Source organism: Pseudomonas sp. GW821-FHT11G12 (assembly GCF_058808055.1).
On record NZ_JBXARH010000003.1, the window covers coordinates 411,379 to 427,391 of the forward strand.

At 61.0% G+C, this 16,013-nt stretch carries 18 protein-coding genes; 8 read left to right on the forward strand and 10 right to left on the reverse strand.

Features of this window, described 5'->3' with window-relative positions:
- Positions 1-184: 184 nt before the first annotated feature.
- Both glnL and ntrC read left to right on the forward strand, forming a co-directional pair.
- A complete protein-coding gene (gene glnL, locus AC1RR7_RS13120) occupies positions 185-1,270 on the forward strand; it encodes a nitrogen regulation protein NR(II) (protein ID WP_096821967.1) in 1,086 nt (361 codons plus the stop codon).
- Positions 1,267-2,703, forward strand: a complete 1,437-nt coding sequence (gene ntrC / locus AC1RR7_RS13125; protein WP_096821966.1) for a nitrogen regulation protein NR(I) — start codon at positions 1,267-1,269, stop codon at positions 2,701-2,703. Before glnL ends, ntrC begins: the two co-directional genes overlap by 4 nt.
- A gap of 410 nt (positions 2,704-3,113) precedes the next feature.
- Here the strand turns inward: ntrC and AC1RR7_RS13130 are convergent, their stop codons facing one another.
- Complete coding sequence (locus tag AC1RR7_RS13130) at positions 3,114-3,554, reverse strand: hypothetical protein (RefSeq protein ID WP_493157634.1); 441 nt, start codon at positions 3,552-3,554, stop codon at positions 3,114-3,116.
- Here AC1RR7_RS13130 and AC1RR7_RS13135 point away from each other — a divergent pair.
- The gene (locus AC1RR7_RS13135) at positions 3,553-4,008 is read left to right on the forward strand and encodes a tRNA (cytidine(34)-2'-O)-methyltransferase (protein WP_003220777.1); all 456 of its coding nucleotides are present in this window, start codon (positions 3,553-3,555) and stop codon (positions 4,006-4,008) included. The genes AC1RR7_RS13130 and AC1RR7_RS13135 overlap by 2 nt on opposite strands.
- A gap of 65 nt (positions 4,009-4,073) precedes the next feature.
- On the opposite strand, the gene secB is transcribed toward AC1RR7_RS13135, so the two are convergent.
- The 3 genes from secB to AC1RR7_RS13150 are packed head-to-tail and all read right to left on the reverse strand — an operon-like array spanning position 4,074 to position 5,286.
- The gene (gene secB, locus AC1RR7_RS13140; RefSeq protein WP_085733279.1) at positions 4,074-4,559 is read right to left on the reverse strand and encodes a protein-export chaperone SecB; all 486 of its coding nucleotides are present in this window, start codon (positions 4,557-4,559) and stop codon (positions 4,074-4,076) included.
- Between the two features lie 57 nt (positions 4,560-4,616).
- A complete protein-coding gene (gene grxC / locus AC1RR7_RS13145; RefSeq protein ID WP_096821963.1) occupies positions 4,617-4,871 on the reverse strand; it encodes a glutaredoxin 3 in 255 nt (84 codons plus the stop codon).
- A 1-nt stretch (position 4,872) separates the two neighbouring features.
- Positions 4,873-5,286, reverse strand: coding sequence for a rhodanese-like domain-containing protein (locus AC1RR7_RS13150; protein WP_096821962.1), 414 nt, complete (start codon positions 5,284-5,286; stop codon positions 4,873-4,875).
- A gap of 153 nt (positions 5,287-5,439) precedes the next feature.
- On the opposite strand from AC1RR7_RS13150, the gene gpmI reads away from it, so the two are divergent.
- The 5 genes from gpmI to AC1RR7_RS13175 all read left to right on the forward strand — a co-directional run bounded on the left by gpmI (position 5,440) and on the right by AC1RR7_RS13175 (position 12,049).
- Positions 5,440-6,966 carry a 2,3-bisphosphoglycerate-independent phosphoglycerate mutase gene (gene gpmI, locus AC1RR7_RS13155; RefSeq protein ID WP_493157636.1) on the forward strand — a complete coding sequence of 509 codons (1,527 nt, stop codon included), beginning with the start codon at positions 5,440-5,442 and terminating at the stop codon, positions 6,964-6,966.
- Positions 6,967-7,102: 136 nt separating this feature from the next.
- Positions 7,103-8,407, forward strand: a complete 1,305-nt coding sequence (locus AC1RR7_RS13160; protein ID WP_102622641.1) for a murein hydrolase activator EnvC family protein — start codon at positions 7,103-7,105, stop codon at positions 8,405-8,407.
- 34 nt (positions 8,408-8,441) lie between these two features.
- Positions 8,442-9,761 carry a S41 family peptidase gene (locus AC1RR7_RS13165; protein WP_096821959.1) on the forward strand — a complete coding sequence of 440 codons (1,320 nt, stop codon included), beginning with the start codon at positions 8,442-8,444 and terminating at the stop codon, positions 9,759-9,761.
- Positions 9,762-9,763: 2 nt separating this feature from the next.
- Complete coding sequence (locus tag AC1RR7_RS13170; RefSeq protein WP_102622640.1) at positions 9,764-10,540, forward strand: divergent polysaccharide deacetylase family protein; 777 nt, start codon at positions 9,764-9,766, stop codon at positions 10,538-10,540.
- Between the two features lie 108 nt (positions 10,541-10,648).
- Positions 10,649-12,049 carry a Vps62-related protein gene (locus AC1RR7_RS13175; RefSeq protein ID WP_493157638.1) on the forward strand — a complete coding sequence of 467 codons (1,401 nt, stop codon included), beginning with the start codon at positions 10,649-10,651 and terminating at the stop codon, positions 12,047-12,049.
- On the opposite strand, the gene AC1RR7_RS13180 is transcribed toward AC1RR7_RS13175, so the two are convergent.
- The 6 genes from AC1RR7_RS13180 to hisB all read right to left on the reverse strand — a co-directional run bounded on the left by AC1RR7_RS13180 (position 12,030) and on the right by hisB (position 15,914).
- Positions 12,030-12,785 carry a substrate-binding periplasmic protein gene (locus AC1RR7_RS13180; RefSeq protein ID WP_096821956.1) on the reverse strand — a complete coding sequence of 252 codons (756 nt, stop codon included), beginning with the start codon at positions 12,783-12,785 and terminating at the stop codon, positions 12,030-12,032. The two genes, AC1RR7_RS13175 and AC1RR7_RS13180, sit on opposite strands and share 20 nt — an antisense overlap.
- Before the next feature lie 76 nt (positions 12,786-12,861).
- The gene (hisF, locus tag AC1RR7_RS13185; protein WP_007897430.1) at positions 12,862-13,632 is read right to left on the reverse strand and encodes an imidazole glycerol phosphate synthase subunit HisF; all 771 of its coding nucleotides are present in this window, start codon (positions 13,630-13,632) and stop codon (positions 12,862-12,864) included.
- 9 nt (positions 13,633-13,641) lie between these two features.
- On the reverse strand, positions 13,642-14,379 hold the full coding sequence (gene hisA / locus AC1RR7_RS13190) for a 1-(5-phosphoribosyl)-5-[(5-phosphoribosylamino)methylideneamino]imidazole-4-carboxamide isomerase (RefSeq protein WP_003220753.1): 738 nt from the start codon (positions 14,377-14,379) through the stop codon (positions 13,642-13,644).
- A gap of 42 nt (positions 14,380-14,421) precedes the next feature.
- Positions 14,422-14,682 (reverse strand): DUF2164 domain-containing protein, encoded by a 261-nt coding sequence (locus AC1RR7_RS13195; protein ID WP_096821955.1) that lies wholly within the window; start codon positions 14,680-14,682, stop codon positions 14,422-14,424.
- Positions 14,683-15,321, reverse strand: coding sequence for an imidazole glycerol phosphate synthase subunit HisH (gene hisH, locus AC1RR7_RS13200; protein ID WP_085712765.1), 639 nt, complete (start codon positions 15,319-15,321; stop codon positions 14,683-14,685). It lies immediately after the preceding gene.
- Positions 15,321-15,914, reverse strand: coding sequence for an imidazoleglycerol-phosphate dehydratase HisB (gene hisB, locus AC1RR7_RS13205; protein WP_085712764.1), 594 nt, complete (start codon positions 15,912-15,914; stop codon positions 15,321-15,323). Before hisB ends, hisH begins: the two co-directional genes overlap by 1 nt.
- Between the last annotated feature and the right edge of the window lie 99 nt (positions 15,915-16,013).

Here is a 16,013-nt window from a genome sequence, read left to right on the forward strand (position 1 = left end):
ACCCACATTGCAACCCATTTTGGTTCGAAAGTACCCGCCAGGGCCGGCCGATCGCCACGCAAACGAGCGTCAAACGCCCGTTTCAGGGGTCGAACGCTTCTTTTCGGAGCCTTGGTTTGGTTTTTGCATTTTCCACACATCGGCGCCTAGTTCTCGCGCACGCCTTGCTCCAAAAGAGGTCCTGATGACCATAAGCGACGCACTCCACCGTTTGCTGCTCGACAACCTGACCACCGCCACCATCCTGCTCGATGCCGAATTGCGCCTCGAGTACATGAACCCGGCGGCGGAGATGCTGCTGGCCATCAGCGGTCAGCGCAGCCATGGCCAGTTCATCAGTGAGCTGTTCACCGAGTCCACCGAGGCGCTCAATTCGTTGCGCCAGGCGGTGGAACAGGCGCACCCGTTCACCAAGCGCGAAGCAATGCTCACCGCCCTCACCGGCCAGACCCTGACCGTGGACTACGCGGTGACACCGATTCTCAGCAACGGCGCGACCCTGCTGTTGCTGGAGGTTCACCCTCGCGACCGCTTGCTGCGGATCACCAAGGAAGAGGCGCAACTGTCGAAGCAGGAAACCAGCAAGATGCTGGTGCGCGGCCTCGCCCACGAGATCAAGAACCCGCTGGGCGGCATCCGTGGCGCCGCGCAGTTGCTGGCCCGGGAGCTGCCGGAAGACAGCCTGCGCGACTACACCAACGTGATCATCGAAGAGGCCGACCGCCTGCGCAATCTGGTCGACCGCATGCTCGGCTCGAACAAATTGCCGTCGCTGGCCCTGTGCAACGTCCACGAAGTGCTGGAGCGCGTTTGCCAGTTGGTCGAGGCCGAAAGCCAGGGCTGCATCACGCTGGTGCGCGATTACGACCCGAGCATTCCCGACGTCCTGATCGACCGCGAGCAGATGATTCAGGCCGTGCTGAACATCGTGCGCAACGCGATGCAGGCGATCAGCAGCCAGAACGAGTTGCGCCTGGGCCGCATCAGCCTGCGCACCCGCGCAATGCGCCAGTTCACCATTGGCCACATCCGCCATCGCCTGGTGACCAAGATCGAGATCATCGACAACGGTCCGGGGATCCCGGCGGAACTCCAGGAAACCATTTTCTTTCCCATGGTCAGCGGCCGTCCGGACGGTACCGGGCTGGGCCTGGCCATCACCCAGAACATCATCAGCCAGCACCAGGGCCTGATCGAGTGTGACAGCCATCCAGGCCACACCACGTTCTCGATCTTTCTGCCACTGGAACAAGGAGCCACATCGACATGAGCCGTAGTGAAACCGTGTGGATCGTCGATGACGACCGTTCTATCCGTTGGGTCCTGGAAAAAGCCCTGCAACAGGAAGGCATGACCACCCAGAGCTTCGACAGTGCCGATGGCGTGATGAGTCGCCTGGCGCGCCAGCAGCCGGACGTGATCATCTCCGACATCCGCATGCCGGGTGCCAGCGGTCTGGACCTTCTGGCGCGGATTCGCGAGCAACACCCACGACTGCCGGTCATCATCATGACCGCTCACTCCGATCTGGACAGCGCTGTCGCCTCCTATCAGGGCGGTGCCTTCGAGTACCTGCCCAAACCGTTCGATGTCGACGAAGCGGTGTCTCTGGTCAAACGCGCCAATCAGCACGCCCAGGAACAACAGGGCCTGGAAGTCGCGCCGACCCTGACCCGCACCCCGGAAATCATCGGCGAAGCGCCGGCGATGCAGGAAGTGTTTCGCGCCATCGGGCGCTTGAGCCACTCCAACATCACCGTGCTGATCAACGGTGAGTCGGGCACCGGTAAAGAACTGGTGGCTCACGCCCTGCACCGCCACAGCCCGCGTGCGGCCTCGCCGTTCATCGCGCTGAACATGGCGGCGATCCCGAAGGATCTGATGGAATCCGAGCTGTTCGGCCACGAGAAAGGCGCCTTCACCGGCGCGGCCAACCTGCGTCGCGGGCGTTTCGAGCAGGCTGACGGCGGCACGCTGTTCCTCGATGAAATCGGCGACATGCCGGCGGATACCCAGACCCGACTGCTGCGGGTACTGGCCGACGGCGAGTTCTACCGCGTCGGCGGGCATGTGCCGGTCAAGGTCGATGTACGGATCATCGCCGCGACCCACCAGAATCTGGAAACCCTGGTTCACGCCGGGAAATTCCGTGAGGACTTGTTCCACCGCCTCAACGTGATCCGCATCCACATTCCGCGCCTGTCGGACCGTCGCGAAGACATCCCGACCCTGGCCAAGCACTTCCTCAGCCGCGCTGCGCAAGAGCTCGCAGTCGAGCCGAAGCTGCTGAAAAGCGAGACCGAGGAATACCTGAAAAACCTGCCATGGCCGGGCAACGTGCGTCAGCTGGAAAACACCTGCCGCTGGATCACGGTGATGGCGTCCGGGCGCGAGGTGCACATCAGCGACCTGCCACCGGAACTGCTGAGCCTGCCGCAAGACTCGGCGCCCGTGACCAACTGGGAGCAAGCACTGCGTCAGTGGGCCGATCAGGCCCTGGCGCGCGGCCAGTCGAGCCTGCTCGACAGCGCGGTGCCGGCGTTCGAGCGGATCATGATCGAGACGGCGCTGAAGCACACCGCGGGGCGTCGTCGTGACGCTGCCGTGCTGTTGGGTTGGGGCCGCAATACCTTGACCCGCAAGATCAAGGAACTGGGAATGAAGGTCGATGGCGGGGATGACGACGAAGGCGAAGAAGGCTGACCCTCAGCGCCCGCCTGCACCGCCGCAAGGCACCGTGACCCGTAATCGGGCACGGTCGCTGGCTCATTCCTGCACCGCAACCCGCTGAAAAAACCATCCGATGAAAAGACGAAGGCCCCGTATTACGGGGCCTTCGTCGTTGTATCGGGCTTTTTTGTTTCAAAACGATAAAAACTGGCACGCCCCCTGCAATAACCCAGTCAGGTGATTCGATTCATCAACCCTTTCGGGGGCCTTGGTACAGGCAGGCCGGGGATTCCCCTCTTTACACCGGACTCGATGAGTCCACCCTTTTGGGGCCCTTGATACAGGCAGGTCAGGGGTTCCTTCTTTACACCGGCTCAGTACGCGATGCGATGAGCCCGCCCGTTTCGGGAACCTTGGTACAGGCAGGCCGGGGATTCCCTCTTTTATTGCTCCCGGAGATGGATCTCCAGCCGCCAGCGGTCATCGACCTTGCTGCCGGCCCACTCCCCTTGCAGCGGCCGCGCTGCTACCAGCGTCAGCAACAGGCCCCCATCACTCAATCGCGTCCGCCAGTTCACGTCCTTGCCGTTGAGCTTGAGCTGGCCCTTCTGCGCCTTGCCTTCGGCCTCGAACAACAGCGCAACGCTGCCATCGACGATCTCGCCGTGCAGCTTCGGTTCGTTGTTGAACCAGACCGCCAGACCGCCATCGACCACCTCGACCTGCTGCAAAACGCTCGGGTCAGGCGTGGTCAAACGGCCGATCATCATCCCGACCATCACACCGACGATCGCCAGTGAAGCCATCACCCGCGGGAATAGTTTCGAACGCGGGTCGGCTTGCGGCGTAGAATGCGCGTCATCTTTACCTTCGGAGCCGTGCATGTTTCACGTCATCCTTTTTCAACCGGAAATTCCACCGAACACCGGTAACGTTATCAGGCTGTGCGCCAACAGCGGCTGCCACCTGCATTTGATCGAACCGCTGGGCTTCGAGATGGACGACAAGCGCCTGCGTCGCGCCGGTCTCGACTATCACGAGTATGCCACTCTGCAACGCCACGCCGACCTGGCCAGTTGCCTGGAAAGCCTCGGTAACCCTCGGTTGTTCGCCTTCACCACCAAGGGTTCGCGACCGTTTCACGATGCGGCGTTCGTCCCCGGCGATGCGTTCATCTTCGGCCCGGAAAGCCGTGGCCTGCCGCCGGAAGTGCTGGATGCCCTGCCCGCCGAACAGCGCCTGCGCCTGCCAATGCGTGAAGGTTGCCGCAGCCTGAACCTGTCGAACACCGTGGCAGTGGCCGTGTACGAAGCGTGGCGGCAGAACGACTTCAAGTAACGCCATACGATCGCCCAAGAAAAAAGCGCCTGTAACGGCGCTTTTTTCGTTGTTGCATCGACCGTTTACTGAACGGTCGGGGTCTCGCCGGCTTCCTGCATGCGCTGCAGCTCTTGCGCGTACAGGGCGTCGAAGTTCACCGGAGCCAGCATCAGGGCCGGGAACGAACCACGGGTCACCAGGCTGTCCAGGGTTTCGCGAGCGTACGGGAACAGGATGTTCGGGCAGAACGCACCCAGGGTGTGGCTCATCGAAGCCGCGTCCAGGTTCTTGATCAGGAAGATACCGGCCTGTTGCACTTCAGCGATGAAGGCGACTTCTTCACCGTTTTTCACGGTGACGGACAGGGTCAGCACGACTTCGTAGAAATCGCCTTCCAGCGCCTTCTGACGGGTGTTCAGATCCAGACCGACCGCCGGGTCCCACTGCTGGCGGAAGATCGCCGGGCTTTTCGGGGCTTCGAAGGACAGGTCGCGTACGTAGATGCGCTGCAAGGAGAATTGCGGTGCGGTTTCTTCTTCGCTGGCTGCAGTGTTCTGTTGGTCAGTCATCTCAGATCCTTTCTGATCTTGGGTCTTTTAGGGTTCTTGGTTTGCAGGTGCAGCAGTTCAGGCCTTGAGCAGCGCGTCGAGCTTGCCGGCGCGCTCCAGGGCAAACAAATCGTCACATCCGCCGACGTGGGTGTCGCCGATCCAGATCTGTGGCACGGACGTGCGTCCGGCCTTCTGGGCCATGGCGGCGCGCACTTGCGGCTTGCCATCGACCTTGATCTCTTCGAAGGCCACGCCTTTGTTCGCGAGCAGGTACTTGGCGCGCGAGCAGTAAGGGCAGTAATCGCTGGAGTAGACGATGACTTCGCTCATGTCACTTCACCAGCGGCAGGTTGTCGCCTTTCCAGCTGGAAATCCCGCCGGACAGCTTGGCGGCGGTGAAGCCGGACTTCATCAGCTCGCGGGCGTGGGTGCCGGCGGTCTGGCCCAGGGCGTCGACCAGAATGATGGTCTTGGCCTTGTGTTTTTCCAGCTCGCCGATACGGGCGGCCAGTTTGTCCTGGGGAATGTTCACCGCGCCAACGATGTGACCGGCGGCGTAATCCTTGCTCGGACGGATGTCCACCACCACGCCGGCTTCCTTGTTGACCAGTGCGGTCAGCTCGCCCGTGCTCAGGCTTTTACCGCCGCCCTGCACTGTGTGCGCCAGCAGCAATGCCAGCAGTACGACGAAGATACCGACAAGAATGTAGTGGTTAGTGGCAAATTCAATCAGGTGAGCAACCATCGAAGGAGGTTCCAGGGCGTTAAAATGTCGGCCAGTATACACAGCCACTATGGTCGGCCAAACCCCGTCCGGCGGTGACGCGGTCGGAACTTCGCTTTAAACTCCAACTCCCTTTTCCATCGCCCTCTTCTTTATTAGCCACGAGTGGATTCCATGACTACCACGCCTAAACCTTTGGTCCTGATGATTCTCGACGGCTTCGGTCACAGCGACAGCCCCGAATCCAACGCCGTCTTCGCGGCCAAAAAGCCTGTGCTGGATCGCCTGTGGGCCACCGTGCCGAACGGCCTGATCTCGGGCAGCGGCATGGACGTCGGCCTGCCGGACGGCCAGATGGGCAACTCCGAAGTCGGCCACATGAACCTCGGCGCCGGCCGCGTGGTGTATCAGGACTTCACGCGCGTGACCAAAGCGATCCGCGACGGCGAGTTCTTCGAGAACCCAACCATCTGCGCCGCCGTGGACAAAGCCGTGGCCGCCGGCAAGGCCGTGCATTTCATGGGTCTGCTGTCGGACGGCGGCGTTCACAGTCACCAGGATCATCTGATCGCCATGGCCGAACTGGCTTTCAAGCGTGGCGCCGAAAAAATCTACCTGCACGCCTTCCTCGATGGCCGTGACACGCCGCCGAAAAGCGCCGCGTCGTCGATCGAGCTGCTCGACGCGACCTTCCAGGCACTGGGTAAGGGCCGCATCGCCAGCATCATCGGCCGCTACTTCGCCATGGACCGCGACAACCGCTGGGACCGCGTTTCCCAGGCCTACAACCTGATCGTCGACGGCAAGGGCGAATTCAATGCCGCCACCGCTCAGGAAGGCCTGGAAGCCGCCTACGCCCGTGGCGAGAGCGACGAATTCGTCAAAGCCACCAGCATCGGTGAGCCCGTGCAAGTCGAAGACGGCGACGCCGTGGTGTTCATGAACTTCCGCGCCGACCGTGCCCGCGAACTGAGCCGCGTGTTTGTCGAAGACGGTTTCAAGGAATTCAAGCGCGCACGCCAGCCAAAAGTGCAGTACGTGGGCCTGACCCAATACGCCGCCAGCATCCCGGCCCCCGCAGCCTTTGCGCCGGGCAGCCTGGAAAACGTGCTTGGCGACTACCTGGCGAAGAACGGCAAGACCCAACTGCGCATCGCCGAAACCGAAAAGTACGCCCACGTGACCTTCTTCTTCTCCGGCGGTCGCGAAGAACCGTTCCCGGGCGAAGAGCGCATCCTGATCCCGTCGCCGAAAGTCGCCACTTATGACCTTCAGCCGGAAATGAGCGCACCGGAAGTCACCGACCGCATCGTCGATGCCATCGAGAATCAGCGCTACGACGTGATCGTTGTCAACTACGCCAACGGCGACATGGTCGGCCACAGCGGTGTGTTCGAGGCGGCGGTAAAAGCCGTGGAATGCCTGGACACCTGCGTCGGCCGCATCGTCGAGGCGCTGGAAAAGGTCGGCGGCGAAGCGCTGATCACCGCCGACCACGGTAACGTCGAACAAATGGCCGACGAAGCCACCGGCCAGGCGCACACCGCTCACACCACCGAACCGGTGCCGTTCATCTATGTCGGCAAACGCGACCTCAAGGTCCGTGAAGGCGGCGTGCTGGCGGACGTGGCGCCGACCATGCTCAAACTGCTGGGGCTGGAAAAACCGGTGGAAATGACTGGCACTTCGATTCTGGTCTGATATCAAAAACGCCCTGTAATCAGCCTGAAACGGCTTTTTATGACGAACGCCTCAAAGCAGTTGGCTTTGAGGCGTTTTTTTTGCCGCGTGGGGCGGGCATACTAGGCCGTCCCTTACCCTGGTGCCGCCCGCCTCTATGCTTCGCGTCCTGATCGCCCTCGCTCTGACATGCCTGCTCCAACCGGCCTTCGCTGACGAGCGCGCGCAAACCCAACAACAGTTGGACGCCACGCGTCAGGATATCGCCGAGCTGAAAAAGCTGCTGGGCAAGCTCCAGGAAGAAAAATCCGGCGTTCAGAAAGAGCTCAAGGGCACTGAAACCGAGATGGGCAATCTCGAAAAACAGGTCGACGCCCTGCAAAAAGAGCTGAAAAAGAGCGAGTCCGAGCTGCAGCGGCTCGATGCGGAGAAAAAAAAACTCCAGAGCGCGCGCACTGAACAGCAACGACTGATCGCCATCCAGGCCCGCGCGGCCTATCAGAACGGCCGGCAGGAATATCTCAAGCTGCTGCTCAACCAGCAGAATCCCGAGAAATTCGCCCGCACCCTCACCTATTACGACTACCTGAGCCAGGCCCGCCTGGAGCAGCTGAAGAACTTCAACGAAACCCTGCGCCAGCTGGCCAATGTCGAAAAAGACATCTCGGCCCAACAAGCCCAGTTGCTGGTGCAGAAAAGCGACCTCGACACCCAGCGCGACGCACTCGACAAGGTCCGCAAGGAGCGCCAGCAGGTGCTGGCCAAGCTCAACGACGACGTGAAGGCGCGCGATCAGAAACTGGCCTCCCGCGAGCAGGATCAGGCAGACCTGTCTAAAGTCCTTAAAACCATTGAAGAAACCCTGGCCCGCCAGGCCCGTGAGGCAGAAGAAGCGCGGCAGAAAGCGCTCATCGCCCAGCAGGAAGCCGAAAAAAAGCGTTTGCGTGAGGCCCAGGCCCGCGCCGATGCGGACTCGGACACCAGCGACGCCCCACGCAAACAAGCCAGACCCACACCTGGCGCGCTGGTTTCCAGCAGCGGCGAGACGTTCGGCGGCCCTTTTGCCGCCACCCGGGGAAAACTTCCATGGCCGGTTGATGGTCGACTGCTGGCACGCTTCGGTGAAACCCGTGGCGACGATGCCCGCACCAAGTGGGATGGCGTGATGATCAGCGCCTCCGCCGGCAGCCAGGTGCACGCCGTACACGGCGGGCGCGTGGTGTTTGCCGACTGGTTGCGCGGTGCCGGGCTGCTGGTGATCCTTGATCACGGCAACGGTTTTCTGAGCCTTTACGGTCATAATCAGACGCTGCTGAAGTCGGCTGGTGACGTGGTAAAAGCCGGTGAGTCCATCTCCACTGTCGGTAGCAGTGGCGGGCAGGACACACCAGCGCTGTATTTCGCAATTCGTCAGCAGGGTCACCCGAGTGATCCGGCGCAATGGTGCCGCGCGCAAGGATAGGCGTTGAGTCACCAACTTTAGGAGTTCGTTCGACATGCTGCATTTGTCCCGTCTTACCTCGCTGGCCCTGACGATCGCCCTGGTGATCGGCGCGCCTCTGGCGTTCGCCGCTCAACCGGCTCCGGCTGTCGCTCCGGCAGGCACTGCCGCGACTTCCAAGGCCCCGTTGCCGCTGGAAGAGTTGCGCACCTTTGCCGAGGTCATGGACCGGATCAAGGCCGCCTATGTCGAACCGGTGGACGACAAGACCCTGCTGGAAAACGCCATCAAGGGCATGCTCAGCAACCTCGACCCGCACTCGGCCTACCTCGGCCCGGAAGATTTCACCGAGCTGCAGGAAAGCACCAGCGGTGAGTTCGGCGGCCTGGGCATCGAAGTCGGCTCGGAAGACGGTTTCATCAAGGTTGTGTCGCCAATCGACGATACGCCAGCGTCGAAGGCCGGCATCCAGGCCGGTGACTTTATCGTCAAGATCAACGGCGCGCCGACTCGTGGCCAGACCATGACCGAAGCCGTGGACAAGATGCGCGGCAAGATCGGCCAGAAAATCACCCTGACCCTGGTGCGCGACGGCGGTACGCCGTTCGACGTGACCCTGGCCCGTGCGGTGATCCAGGTGAAGAGCGTCAAGGCGCAACTGCTGGAATCGGGTTACGGCCTGATCCGCATCACCCAGTTCCAGGTCAAGACCGGCGAGGAAGTCTCCAAGGCCCTGGCCAAGCTGCGCAAGGACAACGGCAAGAAGCTCAACGGCATCATCCTCGACCTGCGCAACAATCCGGGCGGCGTGCTGCAGGCAGCGGTGGAAGTGGTCGACCACTTCATCACCAAAGGCCTGATCGTCTACACCAAGGGCCGGATCGCCAACTCCGAACTGCGCTTCTCCGCCACCGGCAAGGACGAAAGCGAAGCCGTGCCAATGGTCGTGCTGATCAACGGTGGCAGTGCCTCGGCCTCGGAAATCGTCGCCGGCGCCCTGCAAGACCAGAAACGCGCCGTGGTCATGGGCACCACCAGTTTCGGCAAAGGCTCGGTGCAAACCGTGCTGCCGCTGAACAACGACCGTGCGTTGAAGATCACCACCGCGCTGTACTTCACGCCGAACGGCCGCTCGATCCAGGCCCAGGGCATCGTCCCGGACATCGAAGTGCGCAAGGCCAAGATCACCAACGAAGCGGACGGCGAATACTTCAAGGAAGCCGACCTGCAGGGTCACCTGGGCAACGGCAACGGCGGCGCAGACAAACCGACCGGCTCCGGCGCGAAACCGAAAGCCATGCCGCAGGATGACGATTACCAGTTGGCCCAGGCCCTGAGCCTGCTCAAAGGCCTGAGCATCACGTCCGGCCGTTGAGGATGTCTTTGCGTTTTGTCTTTGTCCTGCTGTGCTGTCTGGCGGGTGCTGCTCACGCAGAGCCTGCCAGACCGACACCACAAAAAGCCTACCTGACACTGATCATCGACGACCTGGGGCAGAACCTGCCCCGGGATCGCCGCGTGCTGGCCCTCCCTGGGCCGGTCACCACGGCAATCATGCCCGACACCCCGCACGCCACCGAATTTGCCCGCGAAGCCCATCGCGCCGGCAAGATCGTGATCCTGCACATGCCGATGGACCCGGCCACCGGGCCGTTTGCCTGGCATCCCGAACTGCCCATCGAAGAGCTTGAGAAACGGCTGAACGCCGCGTTCAAAATGGTCCCCTACACCGCCGGCATCAACAACCACATGGGCAGCCGAATGACGGCTCAACCGGTGGCGATGGCCTGGTTGATGGGTGAGTTGCAGCGCCGTCACAAGTTCTTCGTCGACAGCCGCACCAGCGCCCAGACCGTCGCTGCTCAACAGGCACAGAAGATCGATCTGGCAAGTGTTTCGCGGGATGTATTTCTCGATGACGAGCGCACCGAAGCGGCGATCTACACCCAGTTGCAGACGGCAATCAACCTGGCGCGCAAACAGGGTTCGGCGGTGATGATCGGCCATCCTTATCCACAGACCCTGGCGGTGCTGGAACGGGAACTGCCGAAGTTGAAAGCTCAAGGCATCGAGTGGATCGACATCAAGCAGATGATCAGTGTGCGCAGCAATCGCGCCACGGCCGCTCATGGCAAAGACGGCGTCTACCGGTAACAAGCTGTCACGAAGCTATAGATAGATACCGCAGCCAGCCCCCTCCATACCCGGATATTGAGACCCGTCGCGGCGACACCAAGCCGCTTTCTTTATTCGGGATCAATCATGAACACCCAAACTTCTCTCAACTCATCTGTTCGGCAGATGGAGCCCATTGCAGTTGAAAACCTGCTGATCAATTTCACCACCGAGTTTCACCGGATCTGGGACAACACAGGCTCGAATTCAAAACCCGGCAGCTTCTGGCGCCCGACACCGGCTCCCGACCTGCTGCCCGGCTATTTTCCGCTGGGCGATCTCGTTGTCTCCGGACGGGACAATATCAACGACAGGCAGGTGATGGCGGTTGTCCGCGAGGGCGATCCGCAGAATGCCGAAGCCGGCAAGGGACCGGCACTGAGCAGGCCTGATGATTACCAACGGGTATGGAGCGATTCAGGTTCACGCGCCAACGGTGACTGCTCCGTATGGCGGCCGATTCCTCCCGAAGGCTATGTGGCACTCGGAATGGTATGTTCCAACGACCGCAACAAGCCGTCCTTCAACGCCGTTCGTTGTGTACGTGCAGATCTGGTGGTCGCCGCAAGCGCCAACGCGCTGATCTGGAGCGACAAGGGTAGCGGAGCCGACCGCGATTTCAGCACCTGGAGCGTCAAGCCTCCGACCGCACCTGCCGGGGAGATATTCTTTGCACCCGGCACGTTTATCGGTGCCAACGGCTACAGCAAACCTGCTGCATCCATCACGGCCTATGCCTTACGGATGCCTATTGCGCTTCAGGTCGATACGCCTCCGGCGGCCCCTGTACTGACCGGGCATGATGCCTCCGCCATCCTGACGCCACCCAAGATTACACAGGTCGTCCGATTGCCGTGGTTCACGGTCAGCGACCCGGCGATGACAAGCCTTGTACAGCTACGCACTTCACCGTTTTATCGTATGGAAAGAACTGATCGCTACTTGCTCGTCGGCCAAGACCAGAACAGCACAGACATGCATCGCCCTTTCAGGTGGAGAGCCGGCCGAGCCCAATCCTTCGAAATGGTGCGCACGTTCACGCGCAAAACCGGAATCGACATCGGCAGCCAATGGCCGTCGGCATTGTCTGCGCCTGAGTCGGCCATCACCTGCTCAGCCAGGTTGGGCGACAGTTTCTGCAACACCGAATCGGCACCCTATGAATGGGTGAACTCCGAACAGGCAGAAGTTATTGCGCTGGTTGCGAAAAACCGGTTCGCAGCGATTTATCTTATGCAGAGCGACTACCGATTGCTGCGCGAAGACGGTTCACAAGTGGAAGGCCATCTCAGCTATACCGATATGAATAGCCTGCATCTGACTGATTACCCGGCCGAGCCGGAACCGTCAAAGGATACGAAGAAAGAACTTGAGAAACCGACTGCCATCGAGCCAGAGAAGGAACCTGAAAAGCTGCCGGCTGCGGAGCCCGTGGCAGGTCCGCAATCAACGAAAGAATCAGCGACAGTTACAGATACCGCCCCATGATCTCGTCGACCACGCCGTCCTTGCGCATCTGATCAAGCGCTGCCTGAAGTTTGGCGACGGCTTCGTCCGGCACGTCCTTGTTCAGCGCCAGATACAGTTCGGCGCTGTTGAAGCGAAGCACGGTTTTCAACCCGGTCACGCCATCCTGCCGCGCCAGATAACGGCCGGCGGGATCGCCGGTAGCCCACAGGTCGATCTGACCGCTGACGAGCTTTTTGGCGTTGTCCTGATCGCGCAACACCACCACCGGTTTCAGGCCCTGCTTGGCCAGGGTCTCTGCAATCGCATCGCCTTTGTAAGCGCCGATCTTGTACTTGCGCGCATCGTTCAGGGTTTCGAGGGTGATCTTGCTGTCGGCTTTGGCCAGCATGACCCAGTCATCCGGGCCGATGGGGCCGACCCACTTGAACAGCGTCTCGCGATCCGGCAGGCGTGCCATGACGAAAGCACCGTAACCGGGATTCTCCAGCGCCAGCTTGTAGACCCGTTCCCACGGGAAGCGCAGGGTCAGGCTGTAAGTGATGCCGGCACGCTTGAACATCTCGCGCACAATGTCTGTGGCGATGCCGTTGATGTTTTCGTCTTGAGCGAAATTCTTGCCGTTCTTCGCCATGTTGTACGGCGGGAAGTTTTCGGTGAGGAGCACCAGATCGGTGTCGGGACTTTCTTCGGCGTGGCCAGTGTTGATCAACAACACGGAGGCACTGGCGAGAGCGAGAAGCAGGCGTTTGATCATGTCGGGCTACCGAAATCCATGGCGTGCCCAAGAGTGCCTTGGGTACGCCATGCTGTCCACTGGCCTGTATGGATGTTTAACGCATTACGATGCCGCGGTGCGCCATATAAGCCTTGGCTTCCTGAACGGTGTATTCACCGAAGTGGAAAATACTTGCCGCCAGTACAGCGCTGGCGTGACCTTCGAGGATGCCATCGGCCAGATGCTGCAGGTTGCCGACGCCACCGGAAGCGATCACCGGGATCCCCAGCGCATCGCTGATGGCGCGGGTCACACCCAGGTCGAAACCGTTTTTCATGCCGTCCTGATCCATGCTGGTCAGGAGGATTTCACCGGCACCCAGGCCTTCCATTTTCTTCGCCCACTCGACCGCGTCGAGACCGGTCGGCTTGCGACCGCCGTGGGTGAAGATTTCCCAGCGCGGGGTTTCGCCCGGGCCCGAGACCTTCTTCGCGTCGATGGCGACGACGATGCATTGCGAGCCGAAATGCTGCGCCGCTTCGCCGACGAATTCCGGGTTGAACACGGCAGCGGTGTTGATCGACACCTTGTCCGCACCGGCATTGAGCAGATTGCGAATGTCCTGCACGGTCCGCACGCCGCCGCCGACGGTCAGCGGAATGAACACCTGGCTGGCCATGCGCTCGACGGTATGCAGCGTGGTGTCACGACCATCGACACTGGCGGTGATGTCGAGAAAGGTAATCTCGTCGGCACCCTGCTCGTCGTAGCGTCGGGCGATTTCCACCGGGTCGCCGGCGTCACGGATGTTCTCGAACTTCACACCTTTGACGACCCGGCCGTTGTCCACGTCCAGGCAAGGGATGATGCGTTTGGCCAGCGCCATGGTCAGTCCTCAGCCTTGGTACGAGTCGCAGAAAGCTTGCGCTTCGGCGACGTCGAGAGTGCCTTCGTAGATCGCCCGGCCGGTGATGGCGCCGATGATGCCTGGCGCCTTGGCGTCGAGCAGCGACTTGATGTCACCCAGGTTGTGAATGCCGCCGGACGCGATCACCGGGATCTTGGTGGCAGCAGCCAGCGCAGCGGTGAACGGTACGTTGCAGCCCTGCATCATGCCGTCTTTGGCGATGTCGGTATAAACGATCGAGGACACGCCGTCTGCTTCAAACTGTTTGGCCAGGTCGATGACCTGCACGGTGCTGATTTCAGCCCAGCCATCGGTGGCGACAAAACCGTCCTTGGCATCCAGACCGACGATGATCTTGCCCGGGAACGCACGGCAGGCTTCCGCGACGAACGCCGGATCCTTCACCGCTTTGGTGCCGATGATCACGTAGCTCACGCCGGCCTTGACGTAGTGTTCGATGGTTTCCAGCGAACGGATGCCGCCGCCGATCTGGATCGGCAGGGTCGGGTAGCGCTTGGCGATGGCGGTCACCACTTCGCCGTTGACCGGTTGGCCTTCGAAAGCGCCGTTCAGGTCGACCAGATGCAGACGACGGCAACCGCCCTCCACCCACTTGGCAGCCATGCTCACCGGGTCATCGGAGAACACTGTGGAATCTTCCATGCGGCCCTGGCGCAGACGTACGCAGGCACCGTCTTTGAGATCGATAGCGGGAATAATCAGCATCTGGCAAACCTTCAAATTTGAATGTTCAGCTTGGCTCGGAAATCAGTTTTTCTCGAGCGCCCACAGGTCGCTTTCGATGCTTTCAAACCGCTCCTTGAGGTGGGTCTGCACATCGAAAATCGCCCTGTTGTAATAGTGCGGAGCAATTTCGCGGGTAAACAGCTCAAGAATTTCCGCCGCCTCGAACGAACCCAGGTCCAGTTCGAAACGATCCTCCATGAACCGCTGGATCTTGCGATTGGCGTCGCTTTCCTGCTCGGGCGTGAGGGTCAGGATCGGCGGCTTGGATTTCTTGACGGCCATTTACCAGCGACCATCCCACGCAGCGAAGTTCTGCAGCAATTGCAGGCCATGGGTATGGCTCTTCTCCGGGTGGAACTGCACGGCGAAACGCGAACCTTCGGCCAGCGCCGCGGCGAAATCGACACCGTAATGACCGCTGCCGACCACCTGCCGCGGGTTACCGGCGGCGATGTAGTAGCTGTGCACGAAGTAGAAACGCGCCAGGTCCGGAATGTTGTGCCACAGCGGGTGATCCACCGACTGCTTCACTTCGTTCCAGCCCATGTGCGGGACTTTCAGGTGCTCGCCGTCTTCATGCAGGTCTTTGCCGAAGAACTTCACCGCGCCCGGGAACAGGCCGATGCAGTCGACGCCGTCGTTCTCTTCGCTGGTGTCAAGCAAGGCTTGCATGCCGACGCAGATGCCGAGGAACGGGCGATCCTGGCTGACTTCACGTACCAGCGAATCGAAACCGAGGCGACGGATCTCCGCCATGCAATCGCGAATCGCGCCGACGCCGGGGAACACCACGCGGTCGGCTTCGCGGATCACGTCCGCATCGCTGGTGATCAGCACCTTGCCGGCGCCAACGTGCTCGAGGGCCTTGGCCACCGAGTGCAGGTTGCCCATGCCGTAGTCGATTACCGCAACCGTCTGCATTACAGCACGCCCTTGGTCGAAGGCATCTGGCCGGCCATGCGGTCGTCCAGTTCGACGGCCATGCGCAGCGCGCGGCCGAAAGCCTTGAACACGGTTTCGATCTGGTGGTGAGTGTTGGTGCCACGCAGGTTGTCGATGTGCAGGCTGACCAGCGCGTGGTTGACGAAGCCCTGGAAGAATTCCTGGAACAGGTCGACGTCGAAGCCGCCGACGGTGGCGCGGGTGTACGGCACGTGCATCTGCAGGCCCGGACGGCCGGAGAAGTCGATCACTACGCGCGACAGCGCTTCATCGAGCGGCACGTAGGCATGGCCGTAGCGACGGATGCCTTTCTTGTCGCCGATGGCTTGTGCGAAGGCCTGGCCGAGAGTGATACCGACGTCTTCCACGGTATGGTGGTCGTCGATATGCAGATCGCCCTTGCATTGGATATCCAGGTCGATCAACCCGTGACGGGCGATCTGATCCAGCATGTGCTCAAGAAAAGGAACACCGATATCGAATCGGGCCTTTCCGGTGCCATCAAGGTTGATCGAGGCTTTGATCTGGGTTTCCAGAGTGTCGCGCTCGACAGACGCCTTACGTTCGGCCATCACCAGCTCCGCAAAATCATTGGGCGAAAAAGGCAGCCATTATAGGGGCGCGGGGCCGAAACAGAAACACGAGACGTGATATGGCAGACGGATAGAAGC

Excerpts from the sequence above, each read along its gene's own strand:
- AC1RR7_RS13175 (WP_493157638.1), top strand. The coding sequence starts at position 10,649 with ATGAACACCCAAACTTCTCTCAACTCATCTGTTCGGCAGATGGAGCCC.
- hisF (WP_007897430.1), bottom strand. The coding sequence starts at position 13,632 with ATGGCGCTGGCCAAACGCATCATCCCTTGCCTGGACGTGGACAACGGC.
- AC1RR7_RS13130 (WP_493157634.1), bottom strand. The coding sequence starts at position 3,554 with ATGCACGGCTCCGAAGGTAAAGATGACGCGCATTCTACGCCGCAAGCC.
- AC1RR7_RS13180 (WP_096821956.1), bottom strand. The coding sequence starts at position 12,785 with ATGATCAAACGCCTGCTTCTCGCTCTCGCCAGTGCCTCCGTGTTGTTG.
- AC1RR7_RS13135 (WP_003220777.1), top strand. The coding sequence starts at position 3,553 with ATGTTTCACGTCATCCTTTTTCAACCGGAAATTCCACCGAACACCGGT.
- AC1RR7_RS13170 (WP_102622640.1), top strand. The coding sequence starts at position 9,764 with ATGTCTTTGCGTTTTGTCTTTGTCCTGCTGTGCTGTCTGGCGGGTGCT.
- AC1RR7_RS13150 (WP_096821962.1), bottom strand. The coding sequence starts at position 5,286 with ATGGTTGCTCACCTGATTGAATTTGCCACTAACCACTACATTCTTGTC.
- hisH (WP_085712765.1), bottom strand. The coding sequence starts at position 15,321 with ATGCAGACGGTTGCGGTAATCGACTACGGCATGGGCAACCTGCACTCG.
- grxC (WP_096821963.1), bottom strand. The coding sequence starts at position 4,871 with ATGAGCGAAGTCATCGTCTACTCCAGCGATTACTGCCCTTACTGCTCG.
- ntrC (WP_096821966.1), top strand. The coding sequence starts at position 1,267 with ATGAGCCGTAGTGAAACCGTGTGGATCGTCGATGACGACCGTTCTATC.
- glnL (WP_096821967.1), top strand. The coding sequence starts at position 185 with ATGACCATAAGCGACGCACTCCACCGTTTGCTGCTCGACAACCTGACC.
- secB (WP_085733279.1), bottom strand. The coding sequence starts at position 4,559 with ATGACTGACCAACAGAACACTGCAGCCAGCGAAGAAGAAACCGCACCG.
- AC1RR7_RS13160 (WP_102622641.1), top strand. The coding sequence starts at position 7,103 with ATGCTTCGCGTCCTGATCGCCCTCGCTCTGACATGCCTGCTCCAACCG.
- hisB (WP_085712764.1), bottom strand. The coding sequence starts at position 15,914 with ATGGCCGAACGTAAGGCGTCTGTCGAGCGCGACACTCTGGAAACCCAG.
- gpmI (WP_493157636.1), top strand. The coding sequence starts at position 5,440 with ATGACTACCACGCCTAAACCTTTGGTCCTGATGATTCTCGACGGCTTC.
- hisA (WP_003220753.1), bottom strand. The coding sequence starts at position 14,379 with ATGCTGATTATTCCCGCTATCGATCTCAAAGACGGTGCCTGCGTACGT.
- AC1RR7_RS13165 (WP_096821959.1), top strand. The coding sequence starts at position 8,442 with ATGCTGCATTTGTCCCGTCTTACCTCGCTGGCCCTGACGATCGCCCTG.
- AC1RR7_RS13195 (WP_096821955.1), bottom strand. The coding sequence starts at position 14,682 with ATGGCCGTCAAGAAATCCAAGCCGCCGATCCTGACCCTCACGCCCGAG.